The sequence below is a fragment of the Nonomuraea sp. NPDC003754 genome, assembly GCF_053605785.1.
The window spans coordinates 65,134-82,641 of the sequence record NZ_JBSGJX010000031.1; the positions used below are offsets into that span (position 1 = coordinate 65,134).

Sequence of the window (17,508 nt, forward strand, 5' to 3'; positions counted from 1 at the left end):
CCCCCGTCCCCATGCCCGCCAAGCGGCGTGCCGTCCAGCTGTTCATGCTGGCCGGAGCCGTGGCGATCGTCATGGGGGCCTACGCCAACGTCGGCCTGGCCGTCGACGGCGCCATCCCCGCCGGCATGCTGACGTACGGCCTCAGCCTCGGTGGCCTGATGCTGGTCGCCTACCTCGTCCTGGCAAAGTTCGCCCCGTGGGCGGACCCCCTCATCCTGCCCCTGGTCACCCTCGTCAACGGCCTCGGCCTGGTGATGATCTACCGGCTGGAGGTGGCAGGGCAGGAGGGCGCGTCCGCCACCAACCAGATCGTCATGACCGGCGTCGGCGTGGTGCTCTTCACCGTGACGTTGATCGTGCTGCGCGACCACCGTGCCCTGCAACGTCTCACCTACACCGCGGGCCTCGTGGGCCTGGTCCTGCTGATCTCCCCGCTCACCCCGGGGCTCGGCAAGACCATCAACGGCGCCCGCATCTGGATCGGCGTCGGCGGCTTCAGCATCCAGCCCGCCGAGTTCGCCAAGCTGGCGCTGGTGATCTTCTTCGCCGGTTACCTGGTGGCCAAGCGCGACGTCCTCGCGCTGGCCGGGCGGCGGCTGCTGTTCATCGACCTGCCACGCGCCCGCGACCTCGGCCCCATCCTGATCACCTGGGCCGTCGCGATCGGCGTCCTGGTGCTGCAGCGTGACCTGGGCTCCTCCCTGCTGCTGTTCGGCGGCTTCGTCGTGATGCTCTACATCGCCACGCAGCGCACCTCATGGGTGCTGATCGGCGTGCTGCTGTTCGTCGGCGGCGCCTACATCGCCGGCCAGCTCTTCAGCCACGTGGGCGACCGGTTCGACGTGTGGCTGGACCCCGCCAACCCCGCGTACTACGACCGCCCGTTCGGCGGCAGCTACCAGCTCATGCAGGGGCTGTACGGCTTGGGCGCAGGCGGCATCCTGGGCACGGGGCTCGGCCAGGGCCACCCCAAGGAGATCCCGCTCGCCTTCTCCGACTTCATCTTCACCGCCGTGGGCGAGGAACTCGGCCTCACCGGGCTGATGGCGCTGCTGCTCATCTACGCGCTCATCGTGGAGCGCGGCCTGCGCACCGCGATCGCGGCCCGCGACCCGTTCTCCAAGCTGCTGGCCGGCGGCCTCTCGTTCATCCTCGCCTGGCAGATCTTCATCATCGTCGGTGGCGTCACCGGCCTCATCCCGCTGACGGGTCTCGTCACGCCGTTCATGTCGCAGGGCGGTTCGGCGCTGCTGGCTAACTGGATCCTTATCGCCCTTCTGGTACGCATGTCTGATGCCGCCCGACGCCCCCCACCCCAGGCGATCCAGGACGAAGGACTGACGCAGGTGTTCCAGCGATGAACGGGCCTCTCAAGCGCGCGGCCGTGGCGTGTCTCGTCATGTTCGGGCTGCTCATGCTGAACGTCAACTACGTGCAGGCCCTCAAAGCCGAGAGCCTGAACGACGACGCCAGGAACAAGCGCAACTTCTTCGAGCGCTACGAGGTGCAGCGCGGCCGCATCACCGCGGGCGGCACCATCCTCGCGCAGTCGGTCGAGCAGAAGAAGGGCAACTTCCGCTTCGTCCGTGAGTACCCGGACGGGAAGGTCTTCGCGCACGTCACCGGCTACTTCTCCCCGGAGAGCGAGTCGGCGATCGAACGCGCCACCAATGGCTACCTCGACGCCAGCCACCCCGACCTGCTGCTGCGCAGGAGCATCGACCTGTTCACCGGCGAGCCGACGCGCGGCGCCAACGTCGAGGTGACGATCAACCCGAAGGCGCAGAAGGCGGGCCACGAGGCGCTGGCGGCCAGCGGCAAGCGGGGCGCGGTCGTCGCGCTCAACCCGAAGACCGGCGCGATCCTGGCCATGGTGTCGCTGCCCACCTACGACCCGAACGTGCTGTCGGGCACCGACAAGGGGACGGTCTTCGCCGCCTACAACAAGCTCGACAAGGACAAGACCAACGGTCCGCTGGTCAACCGGGCGATCAACCGCACCTACCCGCCCGGCTCCACCTACAAGGTGGTGACGGCGGCGGCGTTCCTCGAGGACGACTCCAGCCGCGACGGGCAGACCATCGTGCCCGCCCCACAGGTCCTCGATCTGCCCAACACCACCGCCGACCTGCCCAACTCGGGCGGCGCGGCCTGTGGTGGCGGCCAGGTGCCACTGGTGTACGCGCTGGAGCGCTCGTGCAACACGCCGTTCGGCAAGATCGGCATGGACCTCGGCTACGACCGGATGGCCGAGCAGGCCGCGAAGTTCGGCGTCGGTGAGCCGCTGTCCGTCCCGATGGAGGTCTCCAAGAGCGACGTCGGCCCCAAGGAGGACGCCGCCGCGCTCGCCCAGGCCTCGATCGGCCAGCGCAGCAACCAGATGACGCCGCTGGAGATGGCGATGGTGGCCGCCGGCATCGCCAACGACGGCAAGGTCATGCGGCCGTACCTGGTGCAGAAGATCACCGACGCCAAGAACGACACCATCGACGAGGCCGAGCCCGAGGAGCTGTCCGAGGCGGTCAGCTCCGAGACCGCGGCCAAGCTCAGGCAGATGATGGTCAGCGTCGTCAACAACGGCACCGCCAACCGCGCCCAGATCCCGGGCGTCGAGGTGGGCGGCAAGACCGGCACCGCGCAGACCACGCCGGGCAAGGCGCCGCACGCCTGGTTCATCTCCTTCGCGCCCGCCCAGGACCCGCAGGTCGCGGTGGCGGTCATCGTCGAGTCCGGCAGCGCGGGCACCGAGGCCTCCGGTGGCCAGACCGCGGCTCCCATCGCGAAGGCCGTGATGGAGGCGGTGCTCGCCAAGTGACCTCCCCCAGTCGCCGGCTCGGCGAGCGCTACCTCCTGGTGTCGCGCATCGCCGTCGGCGGCATGGGCGAGGTCTGGCGCGGCAAGGACGAACTGCTCGGCCGCGAGGTCGCCGTCAAGCTCATGCGGGGCGGCGTGGCGGCCGACCCGTCCTTCCTCGCCCGCTTCCGCAACGAGGCCAGGATCACCGCGGGCCTGTCCGATCCCGGCATCGCCCAGGTCTTCGACTACGGCGAGCAGAGCGACCTGGCCTACCTGGTGATGGAACTGGTGCCGGGAGAGTCGCTGTCGGCCATCCTGGCGCGCAACGGCGCGCTCGGCCCCGAGGTGGCGCTCGACGTGATCCACCAGACCGCCAAGGCGCTGCAGGCGGCGCACGCGGCGGGCATCATCCACCGCGACATCAAGCCGGGCAACCTGCTGGTCACCCGCGAGGGCACGATCAAGGTCACCGACTTCGGCATCGCCCGCGCGATGGAGGCCGCACCCGTCACGCAGACGGGCACCGTTCTCGGCACGGCCCAGTACGTCAGCCCCGAGCAGGCGCAGGGTCTGCCGCTGACGCCCTCGACCGACCTCTACTCGCTCGGCGTGGTGGCCTACGAGTGCCTGGCCGGCAGCACGCCCTTCCACGCCGACAGCCAGGTGGCGATCGCGCTCCAGCACCTCAGCGCGGCTCCCCCGCCGCTGGACGCCTCGTTCCCGGCGCCGGTGCGCGACCTGGTCATGGAGCTGCTGTCGAAGGAGCCGTCGAGGCGTCCCGCGAGCGCGCGGGAGCTGGCCGACCGGGCTCTCGCGCTGCGCCAGACGATGCTGGGCGCCGACGACTCCGGCACCGAGCTGCGCATGCTGACCGATCCGGCCGGGTTCCGCGTCAACCAGCGGACCGGCCAGGGTCCGGTCGGCGGCTCGCCCGAGACGGTCATCGAGCCCGCCGAGCCGTACGGCGGCACGCCGACGCCGGTGCCTCCCGGCGGGGGCGGCCCGTACGGGGACGACACGGGGCGGTGGGGCGCGCACACGCAGATCTCCGAGCCCGTGCGGCGGCGCAGGCGGCGCACCACGGTGCTGGTCGCGACGGCGGGGTGCGCCGCGGCGGTCGGGCTCGGGGCGTTCGCTATCGCCAATTACGGCCTCGGCGAAACCCCCAACGTGACGGAACCCACACAAACTGTGGAAAGCACTCCGTCCATGAAGCCGAGCAGGACCAAGACACCGTCACGCCGGCCCGCCACGGTTCCGCCGAGGACCGCTCGGCCGGTACCCTCACGGTCAGCTACGGTAAGCACGTCGGCCACTCCCACGCAGCGGCCGACGACGACGAAGACGCCAAAGCCGACCCCGACCCCGACCCCGACGCCCACACCAACGCCCACCCCCACCCCGACGCCAACAGTGACACCAACTGGCTCCCCCGATCCGGGCGAAACCATCCCGCCGAACGAGGAGACGTGATGCGTCGCGGGGTCGATGATGGACACTGGCGGCCCGCGAGCCGGCCGGTACCCAAGATGAACGGTAAGGGACAGTGCAGGAAATGACTCAGCCTCGGCTACTCGGAGGTCGCTACGAGCTCGACGGCGTCGTCGGGCGCGGCGGCATGGCCGAGGTGTATCGCGCACGAGACATCCGGCTGGACCGCATCGTCGCGATCAAGACGCTCCGCGCCGACCTCGCGCGTGACCACACCTTCCAGGCCCGCTTCCGCCGTGAGGCCCAGTCCGCGGCGTCCCTGAACCACCCGGCCGTCGTCGCCGTCTACGACACCGGCGAGGACGCCACCGACGGCACGCCCGTGCCGTACATCGTGATGGAGTACGTCGACGGGCGCACGCTGCGCGACCTGCTCAGGGCCGACCGGCGGTTGCTGCCCGAGCGCGCGGTGGAGCTGGTCGACGGGATCCTGCGGGCGCTCGACTACAGCCACCGCGGCGGCATCGTGCACCGCGACATCAAGCCGGCCAACGTGATGATCACCCGCGCCGGCGACGTCAAGGTGATGGACTTCGGCATCGCCCGCGCGATGGCCGACTCGGCCGCCACGATGACGCAGACCGCGCAGGTGATAGGGACAGCGCAGTACCTCTCGCCCGAGCAGGCCAGGGGCGAGCGGGTCGACGCCCGCAGCGACATCTACTCCACCGGCTGTGTGCTGTACGAGCTGCTGACGGGCCAGCCGCCGTTCACCGGCGACTCCCCCGTCGCGATCGCCTACCAGCACGTGCGCGAGGAGCCCATCCCGCCGTCGCAGATCGACCCCGAGATTCCCCCGTGGGCCGACGCGATCGTGCTCAAGGCGATGGCCAAGGACCCGGCCCAGCGCTACCAGAGCGCGGGCGAGATGCGGGCCGACATCCAGCGCGCGATGTCCGGCATGCCGGTCGAGGCGCAGACCATGACGATGGTCGCCAACTACGGCCCCGGCACCCGCACGATGGCCGCCCCGCAGGGCGCCGGCCCCGCCACGCAGCGCACCAGCGCCATCCCGCCCTACGAGTACGGCGAGGGCGAGCCCAGCCGCGGCGGCAGACGGCGCGCGGGCGGTGGCGGCGGCAACACGGCGGCGAAGACCGCGGCCTGGATCCTCGTCCCCCTGCTGATCATCGGCGCGTTCGTCTTCGTCGGCTACAAGTTCCTCGCCTCGGGGAGCAGCACGGCCGCCAAGCAGGTCACCGTGCCGCAGCTGGCCACGCAGAAGCAGAAGGACGCCGAGGCCGAGCTGACCGCGCTCAAGCTCAAGTTCACGGTCACCGAGGAGAACGACGCCGAGGTGCCGAAGGGCGTGGTCATCAGTACCGAGCCCGACGCCGGCACCAAGGTGGACGAGGGCGCCTCGATCGCTCTCAAGGTGTCCAAGGGCCCGAAGAAGATCGCCGTGCCCGACGGCCTGATCGGCTCCTCGCCGGAGGACGCCAGGAACGCGCTGAAGGACGCCGGTCTCGAAGGCGTGATCACGCCGGTGGTCTCCTCCAGGGAGCAGGACAAGGTCTTCGACACCAAGCCCAAGTCCGGCACGGAGGTCGAGGAGGGCAGCTCGGTCAAGCTGTACGTGCCCAAGGCCCAGGTTCCGGTGCCCGGCGTCGTCGGCAAGACGCAGGAGGAGGCCGAGAGCGAGCTGAAGGCCGAGGGCTTCCGGGTGAAGGTGGTGCCGCAGCCGGGCGAGCAGCCGCCTGGCACGGTCATCACGCAGAGCCCTGAGGCGGGCAGCTCGCAGAACCAGAAGACGACGGTCACGATCGTGGTCTCGACGGGGCCGGAGCAGCAGCAGCCGACCGAGGAGCCGTCGTTCCCCGCGACCGAGGAGCCGACGGACATCCCGTCCGACCCGGCGACCGATGATCCAGGCGACACCGGCGAGCCGCCAGACCTCGGCCCGTGACCCAGGACGGCCCCCTCACCCGGTTTCCGGGGCGAGGGGGCCGTTTCCTTTCCCGCACGCTCGTGATCGCGGCCGCCCGGCGTGCAGAGCGCCGGTAGGCGGTCGTGACGGCCCCAGGACCCCGCTGGAGGCTCGGGAACGCCGCTGGGCCCCGGTACACACCCGTGGACGGCCTGGAGGACGCCGGGGGCGTTCACCCGGGATCGGCGTGGACCGTCGCCGCCGCTCGGGGCGGCCCGGGGGCGGAATGTGACCGTCGCCGCCGCTCGGGGCAGCTTGGACGCCGGGGGCGTTCGCGCGGGGGCCGGAATGGAAACGTCCCCGCCGCTCGGGGGCAGCCTGGACGCCGGGGGCGTTCGCGCGGGGGCCGGAATGGAAACGTCCCCGCCGCTCGGGGGCAGCCTGGACGCCGGGGGCGTTCACCCCGGGGCCGGAATGGGAAACGTCCCCGCCGCTCGGGGGCGACGGCGGGGACGTTCACCCGTAAGTCGTTCCGAGGCGGCGCCGCGTTACACGATGGTCGACAACCAGTTGCCCAGCAGCTGGTGCCCGTGCTCGGACAGCACCGACTCGGGGTGGAACTGCACCCCTTCGATGGGCGCGGTGCGGTGCCGGAGGCCCATGATCGTCCCGTCGGCGGTCCGCGCGCTCACTTCCAGCTCGTCGGGCACCGTCTCGGGTCGTACGGCGAGCGAGTGGTAGCGCGTCATCGTCACGGGCGAGGGAAGCGACGCGAACACGCCTTTGCCGTCGTGGATGATGGCGCTCGTGCGCCCGTGCATGAGCTCGGGCGCCCTGGAGACGACCGCGCCGTAGGCCACGCCGATCGCCTGGTGTCCGAGGCACACGCCGAGCAGCGGCTTGCCGGTGGCGGCGGCGTGGCGTACCAGCGGCACGCTGACTCCCGCCGCCTCGGGCGTGCCGGGCCCTGGGCTCACCAGGACGCCGGCGAAGCCGTCGGCGTCCTCCACGCGCACGACGTCACGCGGCCGCACCTCGCACACGGCGCCCAGGAAGCGCAGGTACTGCACGATGGTGTGGACGAAGCTGTCGTGGTTGTCCACCACCAGGATCATTTGCGGACGGTCACCTCATCCAGCGTCACGGCGGGCTCGAGAAGAGGAAAGACGACATACCAGAGTACGGCTCCCGCCACGGCGACCAGCACGAGGGCCGCCAGGAGCCGCGTCGGCGGTCCGCCGGGCAGGTGCCGCCAGATCCAGCCGTACATGTCAGGCCTTCCTCTGCTCGGTGGACTTCAGCACGCCGTAGACGATGAGCCGCTGGGCGGCGGAGTACTCGGGGTGGCAGGTCAGGAGCGTGATCATCGCCCTGATGGGGGTGATGTCGGGTTTTCCGGGCACGGGGGCGAGGATGTCCACCTCGTCGGGCTCGACGACGTCCTGTGAGATGACCCGGTAGGTGTAGCGGGCCTCGCGGGCGTCCACGATGATCTCGTCGCCGCGCCGGAGCTCGTCGATGCGGTTGAACGGCGCCGCGTAGGTGGTGCGGTGGCCCGACAGGACGAGGTTGCCGATCTTTCCCGGCAGCGCCGATCCCGGGTAGTGACCGGGGCCCTTCTTCAGGTGTTCGGCGTCGACGCCCTCGACCACGGCGTACTTGTAGTCGTCGCCGAGCCTGGGGATGCGCAGCAGGGCCAGGGCGTTGCCGAGCCTGATCCGGCCGAGGTGGGCGGTCGCGTCGCCCTGCTCCTCGGCGAGCTGCCGCTGGAGCAGCTGCTGCTGGCGCTGGGTGTAGGCGCTGGTGCCCCACAGCAGGTAGGCGCAGAAGAACATCATCACCAGGCCGGCCGTGATGCTCAGCTCCCCGCAGGTCCGCAGCAGTGCCCTCACTCTGCTCAGGTTATGCACAGGCGTGGCGGACGCCGGGGATCGCCATGTTCCGCGCGTGGCGACTATCCTGGGCAGACCAGAGAGCCTGGGGACTATCCGGATGGCCCCCGGCCGCCAGCAGGAGTTATCCCGTGCCCAAGCCGAAGACTCGCAAGAAGGCGGTCTACACGCCGCCGCAGAAGTCGCAAGAGGTCAAGGTCAGCCCGCGATGGCTGGCGCCGACCATGGTCCTGTCGTGGATCGTCGGGATCCTGTGGATCGCGGTCTACTACGTGGCCCCTCAAGCGCCTCTGCTCAAGGATCTCGCCAACTGGAACCTGCTGGTCGGGTTCGCTTTCATCATCTTCGGTGTGGTGCTTTCCACCCGCTGGCGTTAGTACTTTCCACAGGTTTTCCACAGCCTGGGGAAAGTCTCAGGACAGCAACGACGTCGCGCGGATGACCGTCAGCGCGACCATGATCACGAAGCCCCCCAGGAGGGCCAGCGCCTGATACAGGGCGCGGTGCTTCCTGGGGGCGTAGACCAGCGCGGTGGTCAGCACCGCGCCGGTGACCAGGCCGCCGACGTGGGCGGTCCAGCTGATGCCGAATCCCGTGACGGCCGGCACCACGAACGTGATCACCAGGTTGAGCACGATGACGGTCGCGATGCCGCGCACGTCGAGCTTGAGCCTGCGCCCCACGATGAAGATCGCCGCGAACAGCCCGAAGACCGCGCCCGAGGCGCCCACCGTGGCCGTGCGCAGGTCGTCGAACCACAGGCTCATCACCGAGCCGCCCAGCGCGCACAGCAGGTAGAGGGCGGCGAACCTGACGTGCCCGAAGGCTCGCTCCAGGTAGGGCGCGATGGCCCAGATCGCCCAGGCGTTGAAGAGCACGTGGAAGATCATCGTGGTGGAGTGCGCGAAGGCACTGGTGATCATCCGGTGGTACTCGCCCTCGCCGACCACGTAGACCGTGTTCATCATGAGGGCGGAACCGAGCCTGTTGTCGGTGAGGAGCTGGCCGGCGAAGACCAGGGCGATGAGCCCCAGGATCGTGTAGGTGACGTAGGGCGTCGTGACGACGCCGCCGCCGAAGGTCGAGCGTGCCTGCCGTACGGTCCTGTTGCCCTCGGCGACGCACTCGGGGCACTGGAAGCCCACCGCCGCGTCGCGCATGCAGTCAGGGCAGATGGGCCGTTCGCAGCGCTGGCAGCGGACCCACGTCTCCCGGCCAGGATGGCGGTAGCACGTGGGCACGGTCTCCTGGGGGCTGGGCGGCTGGCTGGTCATGAGGGGCCTTTCTCGTCCACTGACCGCCAGCCTACTCATCGGGAGGGTCGGCGCTGGACCGTCGCGGGCGACAGCCTCGCGTTCCCGACGAGCGCGGCCGCCCAGCCCGTCGCTCAGCCCTCGACGCGGTCGATCGTGACCGACTGGAGGACCACGTCCTCGGTGGGTCGGTCGTTACGGCCGGTCGTCGTCTTGGCGATCGCGTCGACGACGTCCTGGCCCTCGACGACCTCTCCGAAGATCGAGTGCTTGCGGTTGAGGTGCGGCGTCGGCACGACGGTGATGAAGAACTGCGAGCCGTTGGTGCCCTTGCCGAAGCGGACGCCCGCGTTGGCCATGGCCAGCAGGTACGGCTTGTTGAAGACGAGCTCCGGGTGGATCTCGTCGTCGAACTCGTACCCGGGGCCGCCGATGCCCTGGCCGAGCGGGTCGCCGCCCTGGATCATGAATCCGTCGATGACGCGGTGGAAGATCGTGCCGTCGTAGTAGCGTCCGGTGCTCTTCTCGCCGGTGCCGGGGTGGGTCCACTCCTTGGTGCCCTCGGCGAGCTCCACGAAGTTGCGAACCGTCTTCGGCGCCTTGTTGGGGAAGAGTTCGATCTTGATGAGACCACGGTTGGTCTGCAGGTTTGCGATCAGCTTCTCAGCCACGAGACAGCTGCCCCCCTCTGTGCACAGGGATCATTCTGTGATGGTTTGCATGTCAAGGCCGCTGGGGCCACTCATGCATCCTCCCACGGCTCGTCATGATTGAGCCGCCTTGTACCGGGAAGGTCACGCTGCGGGGCCCCAACGACAGGGGAGGTTGTCGTGTCCCTGACACTGAGAAAGCGCCACGTCGTGGTAGAGATTCCCGCGACGTGGTTGGGCCGCATGAAGGCTCAGGCCATGCGGGCCGGATACCGGCTCGCCCCGATGGCGGACCAGGCCAAGACGGTCACCGCGCATCGGATCGAGGATGCCCGTTACTGGGCGGCGCCCAAACTGGAGGATGCCGCTCATCGGGTCGAGGATCAGCTCGCCCCGAGGATCAGCGCCATGCTGAGCCAGGCGGCCAGCAGAATCGACCCGACACCGGCAAGGTCCCGCCGGTGGCCGGTCATGGTGTTGATGACCGGGGTGGCACTGGGCGCCATGGGGTTCGTGTTCTACCGCCGCAACGCCCAGCAGTGGACCGACCACATGAAGGAGTCCGCCACTGACGCCTCTCGCTGGGTCAGCGAGCGGGCACACAAGGCGGCCGACAAGGTGTCATCCCACGCGGAGGACACGGCCGAGAAGGTCGACGAGGCGGCGCCGAAGACGACCTGACGGGTGCGACGCGGCCGCGCCCCTGCGCGCGGCCGCGTTGACCTCTAACCAAGCGCTTGCTACAACCAGCGCATGAGCCTGTCACCGCTCGACGACTTCCCCGTCCACCAGGCCCCTCAGGTCATGCGCCACGTGGCGACCTCCGATCGCAACTTCTACGATCGCTACTACTTCAACTGCCATGCCGGCACCGACGAGCTCATGCTCATCGTCGGGCTCGGGCAGTACCCCAATCTCGGCGTCACCGACGCCTTCGCCTGTGCCCGCCGTACGGACCTGCACCGGGTGGTGCGGGCGTCACGGGAACTCGGCGGCGACCGCATGGACACCTCCGTCGGCCCGTTCAGGATCGAGGTCATCGAAGGGCTCAAGCGGCTCAGGGTGATCCTGGAGCCGAACGAGCATGGCCTGTCCTTCGACCTCACGTGGACGGGCACGATCCCGGCCACGCTCGAACCCCGCCACTTCCTGCGCTGGCAGGAGCGGGTGATCTTCGATTCCGTACGGCTGGCACAGACCGGCCGCTGGAGCGGCACCATCGTGGTCGGCGACGACGAGATCCCCGTCGACGGATGGCAGGGCACCAGGGACCGCTCCTGGGGCATCAGACCGGTGGGCGAGCCGGAGCCGCCCGGCATCCAGGTCAAGAACCCGGGCACCTTCTACTGGCTGTACGCGCCCATGCAGTTCGACGACCACGCGATCCTCTGCATCGTGCAGGAGGACCACGAGGGCCGCAGGGTCCTGGAGGAGGCCGTCAGGGTGTGGTCGGACGGCCGGGAGGAGTATCTCGGCCGCCCCGGCTACCACCCCGTCTACGCCCCAGGCACCCGCGACGTCGTGTCGGCCACGATCACCTTCGACAAGATCGAGGTGCGGTGCACGCCGATCCTGCCCGTCCATCTCATGGTCGGCACGGGGTACGGCCTGGAGCCCGACTGGAAGCACGGCATGTACCAGGGAAGCCAGCCCGTGGTCCAGGGGGTGACCTACACGCTGCCCGAGGACGCCGGCCGCATGTGGGGCATGGTCGACGCGGTCGCGCGCTTCGAGTACGACGGGCAGGTCGGCCACGGGCTCTTCGAGTACTGGGCGCTGGGCCCGCACCCGTCCTTCGCCTGAGCCCCGCCGTACCGGACCCCCATCGCCGGTACGGCGGGGCCGCGCCCCGTTACTCGGCGCGGCAGGCGATGGTCACGGCCTTGGCGTTCTCGTCGTCCGCGGGGGCGATCGCGACCGCGCTCTCCGTGATCTCGGCGGCCTGGATCGGGGCGTCCTTCCGCTCGGCCTCCGTGGCGGGCGTCGCGGGGACGGCCTCGGTGACCTCGCTCCACCGCTGGACGTGCGGGGCGCCGTCGGGCGGGGTCGTGACCGTCACGGTCTCCCCGTCGGGCGCGACCTTCGCGGCGCGCGCCACGGCACCGGTCGCGTCGACGTCAGCGGAGAGCCGGACCTCGCCCTTCTCGGCGTGCTCGATCTCGGTGGCGGGGATGGCGTCGACGAACTCGAAGGTCCTGCCGTCGCTCGTCACGCAGGTGCCCTTGGCGGGCGGCTTGGCGGGCGGTTCCCCTGAGGCGGCGTTGGCCGATCCGGCCAGCCCCCCGGCCAGCAGCACGGCACCCACGGCAACGAGAGCGGCGATACGTCGCTTGAACACTTCCCTCTCCTTCGTTGATCGAACGGAATGAACGCAGCTTCGCCCACGCAACCTGAAGGCAGCCTGAACGCCGCCGAAATGATCTTCAGGTTGGCTTTAGGTCGCGTCAGGCACGCTGAGCACTGTGCGAGTTCTACTGGTCGAGGACGAGAAGAGGCTGGCCGACCTGGTCAAGGGCGGCCTGGCGGGTGAGGGCTTCGCCGTCGACGTCGCCTACGACGGCCGCGACGGGCTGTGGATGGCCTCGGAGAACGACTACGACGCGATCGTGCTGGACGTCATGCTGCCCAGGCTGAACGGGTACGCCCTCTGCGCGAAGCTGCGCGAGGCGGGCAACTGGACTCCGATCATGATGCTCACCGCGAAGGACGGCGTCTACGACGAGGCCGAGGCGCTCGACACCGGCGCGGACGACTACCTCGCCAAGCCCTTCTCCTACGTCGTCCTGGTGGCCAGGCTGCGCGCCCTGGTCAGGCGGGGCGGCAAGGAGCGGCCCGTGTCGATCACCGTGGGCGACCTGACCGTCGACCCCGCGGGCATGCGCTGCCGCAGGGGCGGCGTCGAGATCGCGCTGACCCCGAAGGAGTTCGCGGTGCTGCACGGCCTGGCCCGCCGGGCGGGCGAGGTGGTCAGCAAGAGCGAGCTGCTCGCCCAGGCATGGGACTTCAGTTACGACGGCGACCCCAACATCGTCGAGGTGTACGTCAGCGCGCTGCGCCGCAAGATCGGCCCCGGCGTGATCGAGACCGTCAGGGGCGCCGGCTACCGTCTGGAGGCGGTGTGAAGAGCCTCTTCTCCGTACGGCTGCGCGCCACGGTCGCGGCCACCGCCGTCGTCGCCGTCGCGCTCGGCATCGCCGCGGCCGTCCTGGTCATCTCGCTGAAGGGCAGCCTGGAGGCCAGCGCCAGGTCCGAGGCGGCCAGGAAGGTCGTCGCGGCGATGCCGCTGGCCGCCGTCACCAAGCCCGCCGAGCTCGTCCTGACCGCCGACCCGGACGTCCAGGTCAGCACGCCCACGGGGACGGTGGACCCGTGGGAGACGGTGGGACCGTGGGAGACGGCGACCCCGGGCCAGTTCGCCGTCGCCAGGATGGCGGTCGACACGGAGACGGGTCCTGTCGAGGTCTGGGGCCGGGCCTCGCTGGCCGGCGCCGAGCAGGCGCTCCAGACGCTGAACGGGCTGCTGCTGCCGGGGGTGCCGCTCCTGCTGGCCGTGGTGGCGGGGATGACGTGGTTCTCCGTCGGCCGGGCGCTGGCGCCCGTCGCGGCGATCAGGGCGAAGGTCGCCGACATCACCGCGCGCGACCTGCACCAGCGGGTGCCCGTCCCCGAGTCGGGCGACGAGATCGCCGGGCTCGCCGTCACGGTGAACGCCACGCTCGACCGGCTGGAGACGGCGGTCGAGCGGCACAAGCAGTTCGTCGCCGACGCCGCGCACGAGCTGCGCAGCCCGATCGCGACCCTGCGCGCCCGGATGGAGCTGGCCGAGCCCACCGAGCTGTCGACCGAGGCGCTGGCCGACGTCGAACGGCTGCAACGGCTGTCCGGCGACCTCCTGCTGCTGGCCAGGCTCGACGCGGGCGAGCCGCTGCGGAGGGAGGAGGTGGATCTCGGCCAGGTCGTCGCCGAGCGGAGCGCCCGCCCGGGGGCGGCCGTCACCCTCGACATCAGCCCCGACGTGGTCGTCAGCGGCTCGCGCGGCCACCTCTCGCGGCTGGTCACCAACCTGGTGGACAACGCGGTACGGCACGCCGCGACGGCGGTCGAGGTCAGGGCGTACGAGAAGGACGGCGAGGCGGTCCTGGAGGTGCTCGACGACGGGCCGGGGATCCCGCCCGAGCACAGGGAGGCCGTCTTCGACCGCTTCACCAGGCTGGACGAGGCCAGGGCAAGAGACGGCGGAGGGGCCGGGCTCGGCCTGTCGATCGCCAGGGACATCGCGACGCTGCACGGCGGGACGCTCGCCGTACGGGACGGCGGGTTCGTCGCGAGGTTCCCTGCGCACCGGAACTGACGCGGCCGGGGCGGGACGGACCCGCCCCCGGCCGCGGCTGCCGGCCTCAGGCGTCGCGGTCGAGCTGCAGGAACGCCCGCTCGATCGCCTCCGGGTAGGGCATCTGGGAGACCAGGTCGCGCAGGCCCTCGACGTGCGCGCGGCGGGCCAGATCGGCCGTGACCGCAAGGTCGTTCAGCTGGGCCGAGACGAACGCGCGGTCGACCACCGCGCCGTGCCCCGGCACGATGACCTGCTCGGGCAGCTCGGCCAGCAACGCCGCCAGCGTGCCCGGCCAGTCGAGCGGGTAGGCGTCGCCGAAGGCGGGCGGTGCCCCCTCCTCCACCAGGTCGCCGGCGAAGACCACACCGGCGTCCGGCACGTGCACGACGATGTCGTTGTCGGTGTGCCCCCTGCCGAAGTACCGCAGGTGCACCGGCCTGCCGCCGATGTCCAGCGTCGCCCGGTCGGTGAACGTGTGGTCGGGCACCACGATCTCCACGTCGGCGGCCTCGGGATCCCGGCCGGCCGCCACCCGCTCCCTGGTGCCCTCGCCGTCCCTCTTGATCTCCTCGGCCGCCCGCGCGTGCGCCCAGAACTCGGCGGGCACGAACAGCGCGTTGCCGAAATAGTGATCGAAGTGGGCGTGGCTGTTGACGACCGTCCACGGGTCGGGAGTGATCCTCCTGATGGCCTCGATCAGGTCGGCGGCCTTGGGGTGGGACTCCCGCGTGTCGAGGACCAGGCACTGGCCGTCACCGACGACCAGGCCGACGTTCAGGTCGTAGGACTCGTGCCGACGGACGAACACCCGGTCGCCGATCTCCAGCCACTGCTCGTTCATGTCCTCATCTTGGCGGATACGAGCGACTCGTGTGCCGGCCCGGCCTCCTCGTGGCCGGAGGCCGCGCGGACGGAGAAGGTGCCCGCGAGGTCCGGGACGGCCAGCAGGCGCAGGAGCAGGGCGCAGTGCCCCGTCGCGTCCTCGTCGCCCCACTCGACGGTGAGCAATCGCGTCGGCCCGCCGTCGCGACCGCCCTCCCCGCTGAGCGCCTCGGTCCGCAACTCGCCCACCCGCTCCCGCATCAGCCCGGTGGCGAGCGCGACGTGCGCGGCGCCCGCCTTGCCGTACCTGCCGGCCACCGAGCCGAACGCCACCACCAGCCGGGGGCGCTCCACGGCGGCCAGCAACGCGTCCAACCCGCCGACCCGCGGCGCGACGTGCAGCGCGATCTCTCCGTCCGTCAGCTCGGTGAACCGCGCGGGGCGGTTCACGCCGCCCGCGTGCACGATCGCCGTCACCCGCCCGAGCCGCCCTTCCAACGCCCGTACGGCACGCGCCACCGCCGCGGAGTCGCCGAGATCGGCGGGTTCGTAGGCGTGCTCCCCCGGGAGGTCGGCGAGAGCGGCGGCCAGCAGGGGATCGTCGTCCGGCTCGGACCTGCCGAGGAGAGCGAGCCTGGCGCCCGTGGCGCCGGCGAGCGCCTTCGCGCACTCATGGCCGAACCCCTTACCGCCGCCGCTGACCAGCACCACATCGCCGGAATCGAGGGGGATCCGCCCTTCGGCCGGCAGCTCCACCGGCACGCTCTCCCGCCGCCACGTCCCGCCCCTGTCGTCGACGACCAGCTCGTGGTAGCCGGGAACGGGCCGCTCGGGCGCGAGCACGCGGCCGTTCGTCACCACCAGCGCGACCGCCAGCTCCGGGTGCTCGAGCCAGAGCGTGCGCAGGAATCCCGCGTAGGCGTCGGTCCGCGCCGCGACGAGCAGCGGTCTCCCCTCGGCGACGGCCCCGCGAGCGGCGGCGAGCAGCTCGCCAGGCGACGGCTCGACCACCGCGCGACTCTCCTCGACCGGCTCGTCGAAGGGCACCAGCCGTTCACCGAAGCAACGCACCGCACTCCGCACCCGAACTCCCCCCACCCTCGTTGCACCCTCCTCCGGCGACCCGGTCGGTCCGGCGCGCTCCTCAGGCCCTCCCGGGTATCGGCCGGCCACCCCCGCCACCGATCGGCCGCTCCCCCTCGGCCGCAGAACGGGTCGGAATTTATTCAGGCCCCTCCTAAGGGTCAACGGAGACACACGGCGCTTCCTCGACCTTTGCCGCTATGACTCTCCGCCCGGCCGGAAAACACCTTTCGTCCGGTCACGGCGGCTGCGTAATGTCCGATGCGTGATCAGACCCGATTCCGGGCGGACGGACCGGTTGCCTGCCGGCGACCGGCCGCCACCGCCCGGTGGCCTGGCGGAGCGGCTCCGCGAGATCGCCTGCGACGAGTCGGGGTCGGAGGGCGAGAAGCTCGTCGGCGGGAACACCAAGGTGTTCGCGCACGCCGGCGTGGGGTTCGACATCGAGTCGGCGGCCAGGTGCATGCGGGAGGTGCGCCGGCGGGCGCCCTCCCCGACGACGGAGTTCAAGGCGGGCATCCTGCTCCGCGGCAAGCACCGCGGGACGCTCGCGTGGCTGCTCGGTCCCGCGGGGCCGCTCCTCGGCAACGCTCACGTCCATCTCGTCGACAAGGCCTTCCTCGTCGTCCGCGCCGTGGCCGAGCTGCTGCCCGCCGCCGGAGACACCCCCGCCGACGTGGCCGCCACCGTCTACCGCGAGGGCCCTCACGCGCTCGGCCACGCGCGGTGGACCGCCTTCCTGACGTCCTTCAACGACGTGCTGCGCACCAAGAACGGCCGTGGTCCCGTGGTATCGGTCGAGGAGGCGTTCGACCTGGTCGACGTCCTGCGGTCGGCCGGTGCCGGTGGCCCGACCGGCGCCGTCATGGAGCGGCTCGCCGGGGCGCGACCTCGCGTGGCGGCCTTCCGGGCGCGGCTGCTCGGCGAGCCGCCGCTGATGCCGGTGCTCGACCCGCTGGTCCCTGCCATCGTCGGGGCGGTCGACCGCTGGGCCGCGGACGACGCTCCCCTCTTCCTCGTCCACGACCGGCAGACCATGCTGACCGACGAGCGCATCGCCCAGCTCAGGGCACATCCGGTCGTCCGCCGTGGTTCCCCGACCGGCCGGCTGGCCGGGGTACGGCTCGTCGACTCGCGCACGGACCCGCGGGTCCAGGTCGCCGACCTTCTCGCCGGAGCGGCACGGAGGATAGCCGAGGACGAGCTCGAGGGGCGCGGCGACGCCGAGCTCACCGCGCTGCTCCGCCCTTATGTCGACGCGTCCTCGATCTGGGGGGACGACCGGAGCCGGTTCCTGCCGGTGCCCGCTGGTTGAATGCGG

At 70.9% G+C, this 17,508-nt stretch carries 18 protein-coding genes; 10 read left to right on the top strand and 8 right to left on the bottom strand.

The features are described 5' to 3' along the window. Nucleotides 1–11 precede the first annotated feature (11 nt). The 4 genes from ACWEVS_RS31715 to pknB all read left to right on the top strand — a co-directional run bounded on the left by ACWEVS_RS31715 (nt 12) and on the right by pknB (nt 6,193). A complete protein-coding gene (locus ACWEVS_RS31715) occupies nt 12–1,361 on the top strand; it encodes an FtsW/RodA/SpoVE family cell cycle protein (RefSeq protein WP_354917108.1) in 1,350 nt (449 codons plus the stop codon). Continuing rightward, on the top strand, nt 1,358–2,815 hold the full coding sequence (locus ACWEVS_RS31720; protein WP_449930061.1) for a peptidoglycan D,D-transpeptidase FtsI family protein: 1,458 nt from the start codon (nt 1,358–1,360) through the stop codon (nt 2,813–2,815). The genes ACWEVS_RS31715 and ACWEVS_RS31720 overlap by 4 nt, the downstream gene beginning before the upstream one ends. Continuing rightward, nucleotides 2,812–4,269 (top strand): serine/threonine-protein kinase, encoded by a 1,458-nt coding sequence (locus ACWEVS_RS31725; RefSeq protein WP_452554405.1) that lies wholly within the window; start codon nt 2,812–2,814, stop codon nt 4,267–4,269. Before ACWEVS_RS31720 ends, ACWEVS_RS31725 begins: the two co-directional genes overlap by 4 nt. 82 nt (nt 4,270–4,351) lie before the next feature. Further along, the gene (gene pknB / locus ACWEVS_RS31730; RefSeq protein WP_449930065.1) at nt 4,352–6,193 is read left to right on the top strand and encodes a Stk1 family PASTA domain-containing Ser/Thr kinase; all 1,842 of its coding nucleotides are present in this window, start codon (nt 4,352–4,354) and stop codon (nt 6,191–6,193) included. Between the two features lie 509 nt (nt 6,194–6,702). On the opposite strand, the gene ACWEVS_RS31735 is transcribed toward pknB, so the two are convergent. Genes ACWEVS_RS31735 through ACWEVS_RS31745 form a run of 3 tightly spaced genes read right to left on the bottom strand, consistent with a single transcriptional unit; the run spans nt 6,703 to nt 8,046 of the window. Then, entirely contained in the window at nt 6,703–7,269 is a 567-nt protein-coding gene (locus ACWEVS_RS31735) for an anthranilate synthase component II (RefSeq protein ID WP_354916974.1), read from the bottom strand. Then, a complete protein-coding gene (locus ACWEVS_RS31740) occupies nt 7,266–7,424 on the bottom strand; it encodes a hypothetical protein (protein WP_354916971.1) in 159 nt (52 codons plus the stop codon). The genes ACWEVS_RS31735 and ACWEVS_RS31740 overlap by 4 nt, the downstream gene beginning before the upstream one ends. Before the next feature lies 1 nt (nt 7,425). Next, a complete protein-coding gene (locus ACWEVS_RS31745) occupies nt 7,426–8,046 on the bottom strand; it encodes a class E sortase (protein WP_354916968.1) in 621 nt (206 codons plus the stop codon). 131 nt (nt 8,047–8,177) lie between these two features. On the opposite strand from ACWEVS_RS31745, the gene ACWEVS_RS31750 reads away from it, so the two are divergent. Beyond that, nucleotides 8,178–8,423, top strand: coding sequence for a cell division protein CrgA (locus tag ACWEVS_RS31750; RefSeq protein WP_354916965.1), 246 nt, complete (start codon nt 8,178–8,180; stop codon nt 8,421–8,423). 36 nt (nt 8,424–8,459) lie between these two features. On the opposite strand, the gene ACWEVS_RS31755 is transcribed toward ACWEVS_RS31750, so the two are convergent. Together ACWEVS_RS31755 and ACWEVS_RS31760 are read right to left on the bottom strand one after the other, a co-directional pair. After that, the gene (locus tag ACWEVS_RS31755; protein WP_452554406.1) at nt 8,460–9,320 is read right to left on the bottom strand and encodes a rhomboid family intramembrane serine protease; all 861 of its coding nucleotides are present in this window, start codon (nt 9,318–9,320) and stop codon (nt 8,460–8,462) included. A 113-nt stretch (nt 9,321–9,433) separates the two neighbouring features. Continuing rightward, the gene (locus ACWEVS_RS31760) at nt 9,434–9,970 is read right to left on the bottom strand and encodes a peptidylprolyl isomerase (protein WP_452554407.1); all 537 of its coding nucleotides are present in this window, start codon (nt 9,968–9,970) and stop codon (nt 9,434–9,436) included. A gap of 222 nt (nt 9,971–10,192) precedes the next feature. Between ACWEVS_RS31760 and ACWEVS_RS31765 the strand changes: the two genes are divergently transcribed. Both ACWEVS_RS31765 and ACWEVS_RS31770 read left to right on the top strand, forming a co-directional pair. Further along, a complete protein-coding gene (locus ACWEVS_RS31765) occupies nt 10,193–10,630 on the top strand; it encodes a hypothetical protein (RefSeq protein ID WP_449930072.1) in 438 nt (145 codons plus the stop codon). Nucleotides 10,631–10,702: 72 nt separating this feature from the next. Then, complete coding sequence (locus ACWEVS_RS31770) at nt 10,703–11,752, top strand: hypothetical protein (protein WP_449930074.1); 1,050 nt, start codon at nt 10,703–10,705, stop codon at nt 11,750–11,752. 49 nt (nt 11,753–11,801) lie between these two features. Here ACWEVS_RS31770 and ACWEVS_RS31775 read toward each other — a convergent pair whose 3' ends face one another. Further along, nucleotides 11,802–12,287, bottom strand: a complete 486-nt coding sequence (locus ACWEVS_RS31775) for a hypothetical protein (RefSeq protein ID WP_449930076.1) — start codon at nt 12,285–12,287, stop codon at nt 11,802–11,804. Between the two features lie 124 nt (nt 12,288–12,411). Here ACWEVS_RS31775 and ACWEVS_RS31780 point away from each other — a divergent pair, with 124 nt between their 5' ends. Further along, nucleotides 12,412–13,071: a response regulator transcription factor gene (locus ACWEVS_RS31780; RefSeq protein ID WP_449930078.1), complete on the top strand. Its 660-nt coding sequence runs from the start codon at nt 12,412–12,414 to the stop codon at nt 13,069–13,071. Further along, on the top strand, nt 13,068–14,300 hold the full coding sequence (locus tag ACWEVS_RS31785; RefSeq protein WP_452554408.1) for an ATP-binding protein: 1,233 nt from the start codon (nt 13,068–13,070) through the stop codon (nt 14,298–14,300). Before ACWEVS_RS31780 ends, ACWEVS_RS31785 begins: the two co-directional genes overlap by 4 nt. 46 nt (nt 14,301–14,346) lie before the next feature. On the opposite strand, the gene ACWEVS_RS31790 is transcribed toward ACWEVS_RS31785, so the two are convergent. Continuing rightward, complete coding sequence (locus ACWEVS_RS31790) at nt 14,347–15,123, bottom strand: MBL fold metallo-hydrolase (RefSeq protein ID WP_452554409.1); 777 nt, start codon at nt 15,121–15,123, stop codon at nt 14,347–14,349. Further along, nucleotides 15,120–16,175: an SDR family NAD(P)-dependent oxidoreductase gene (locus ACWEVS_RS31795; RefSeq protein ID WP_452554410.1), complete on the bottom strand. Its 1,056-nt coding sequence runs from the start codon at nt 16,173–16,175 to the stop codon at nt 15,120–15,122. Before ACWEVS_RS31795 ends, ACWEVS_RS31790 begins: the two co-directional genes overlap by 4 nt. Nucleotides 16,176–16,452: 277 nt before the next feature. Here ACWEVS_RS31795 and ACWEVS_RS31800 point away from each other — a divergent pair, with 277 nt between their 5' ends. After that, entirely contained in the window at nt 16,453–17,502 is a 1,050-nt protein-coding gene (locus tag ACWEVS_RS31800) for a DUF3800 domain-containing protein (RefSeq protein WP_452554411.1), read from the top strand. Nucleotides 17,503–17,508 lie beyond the last annotated feature (6 nt).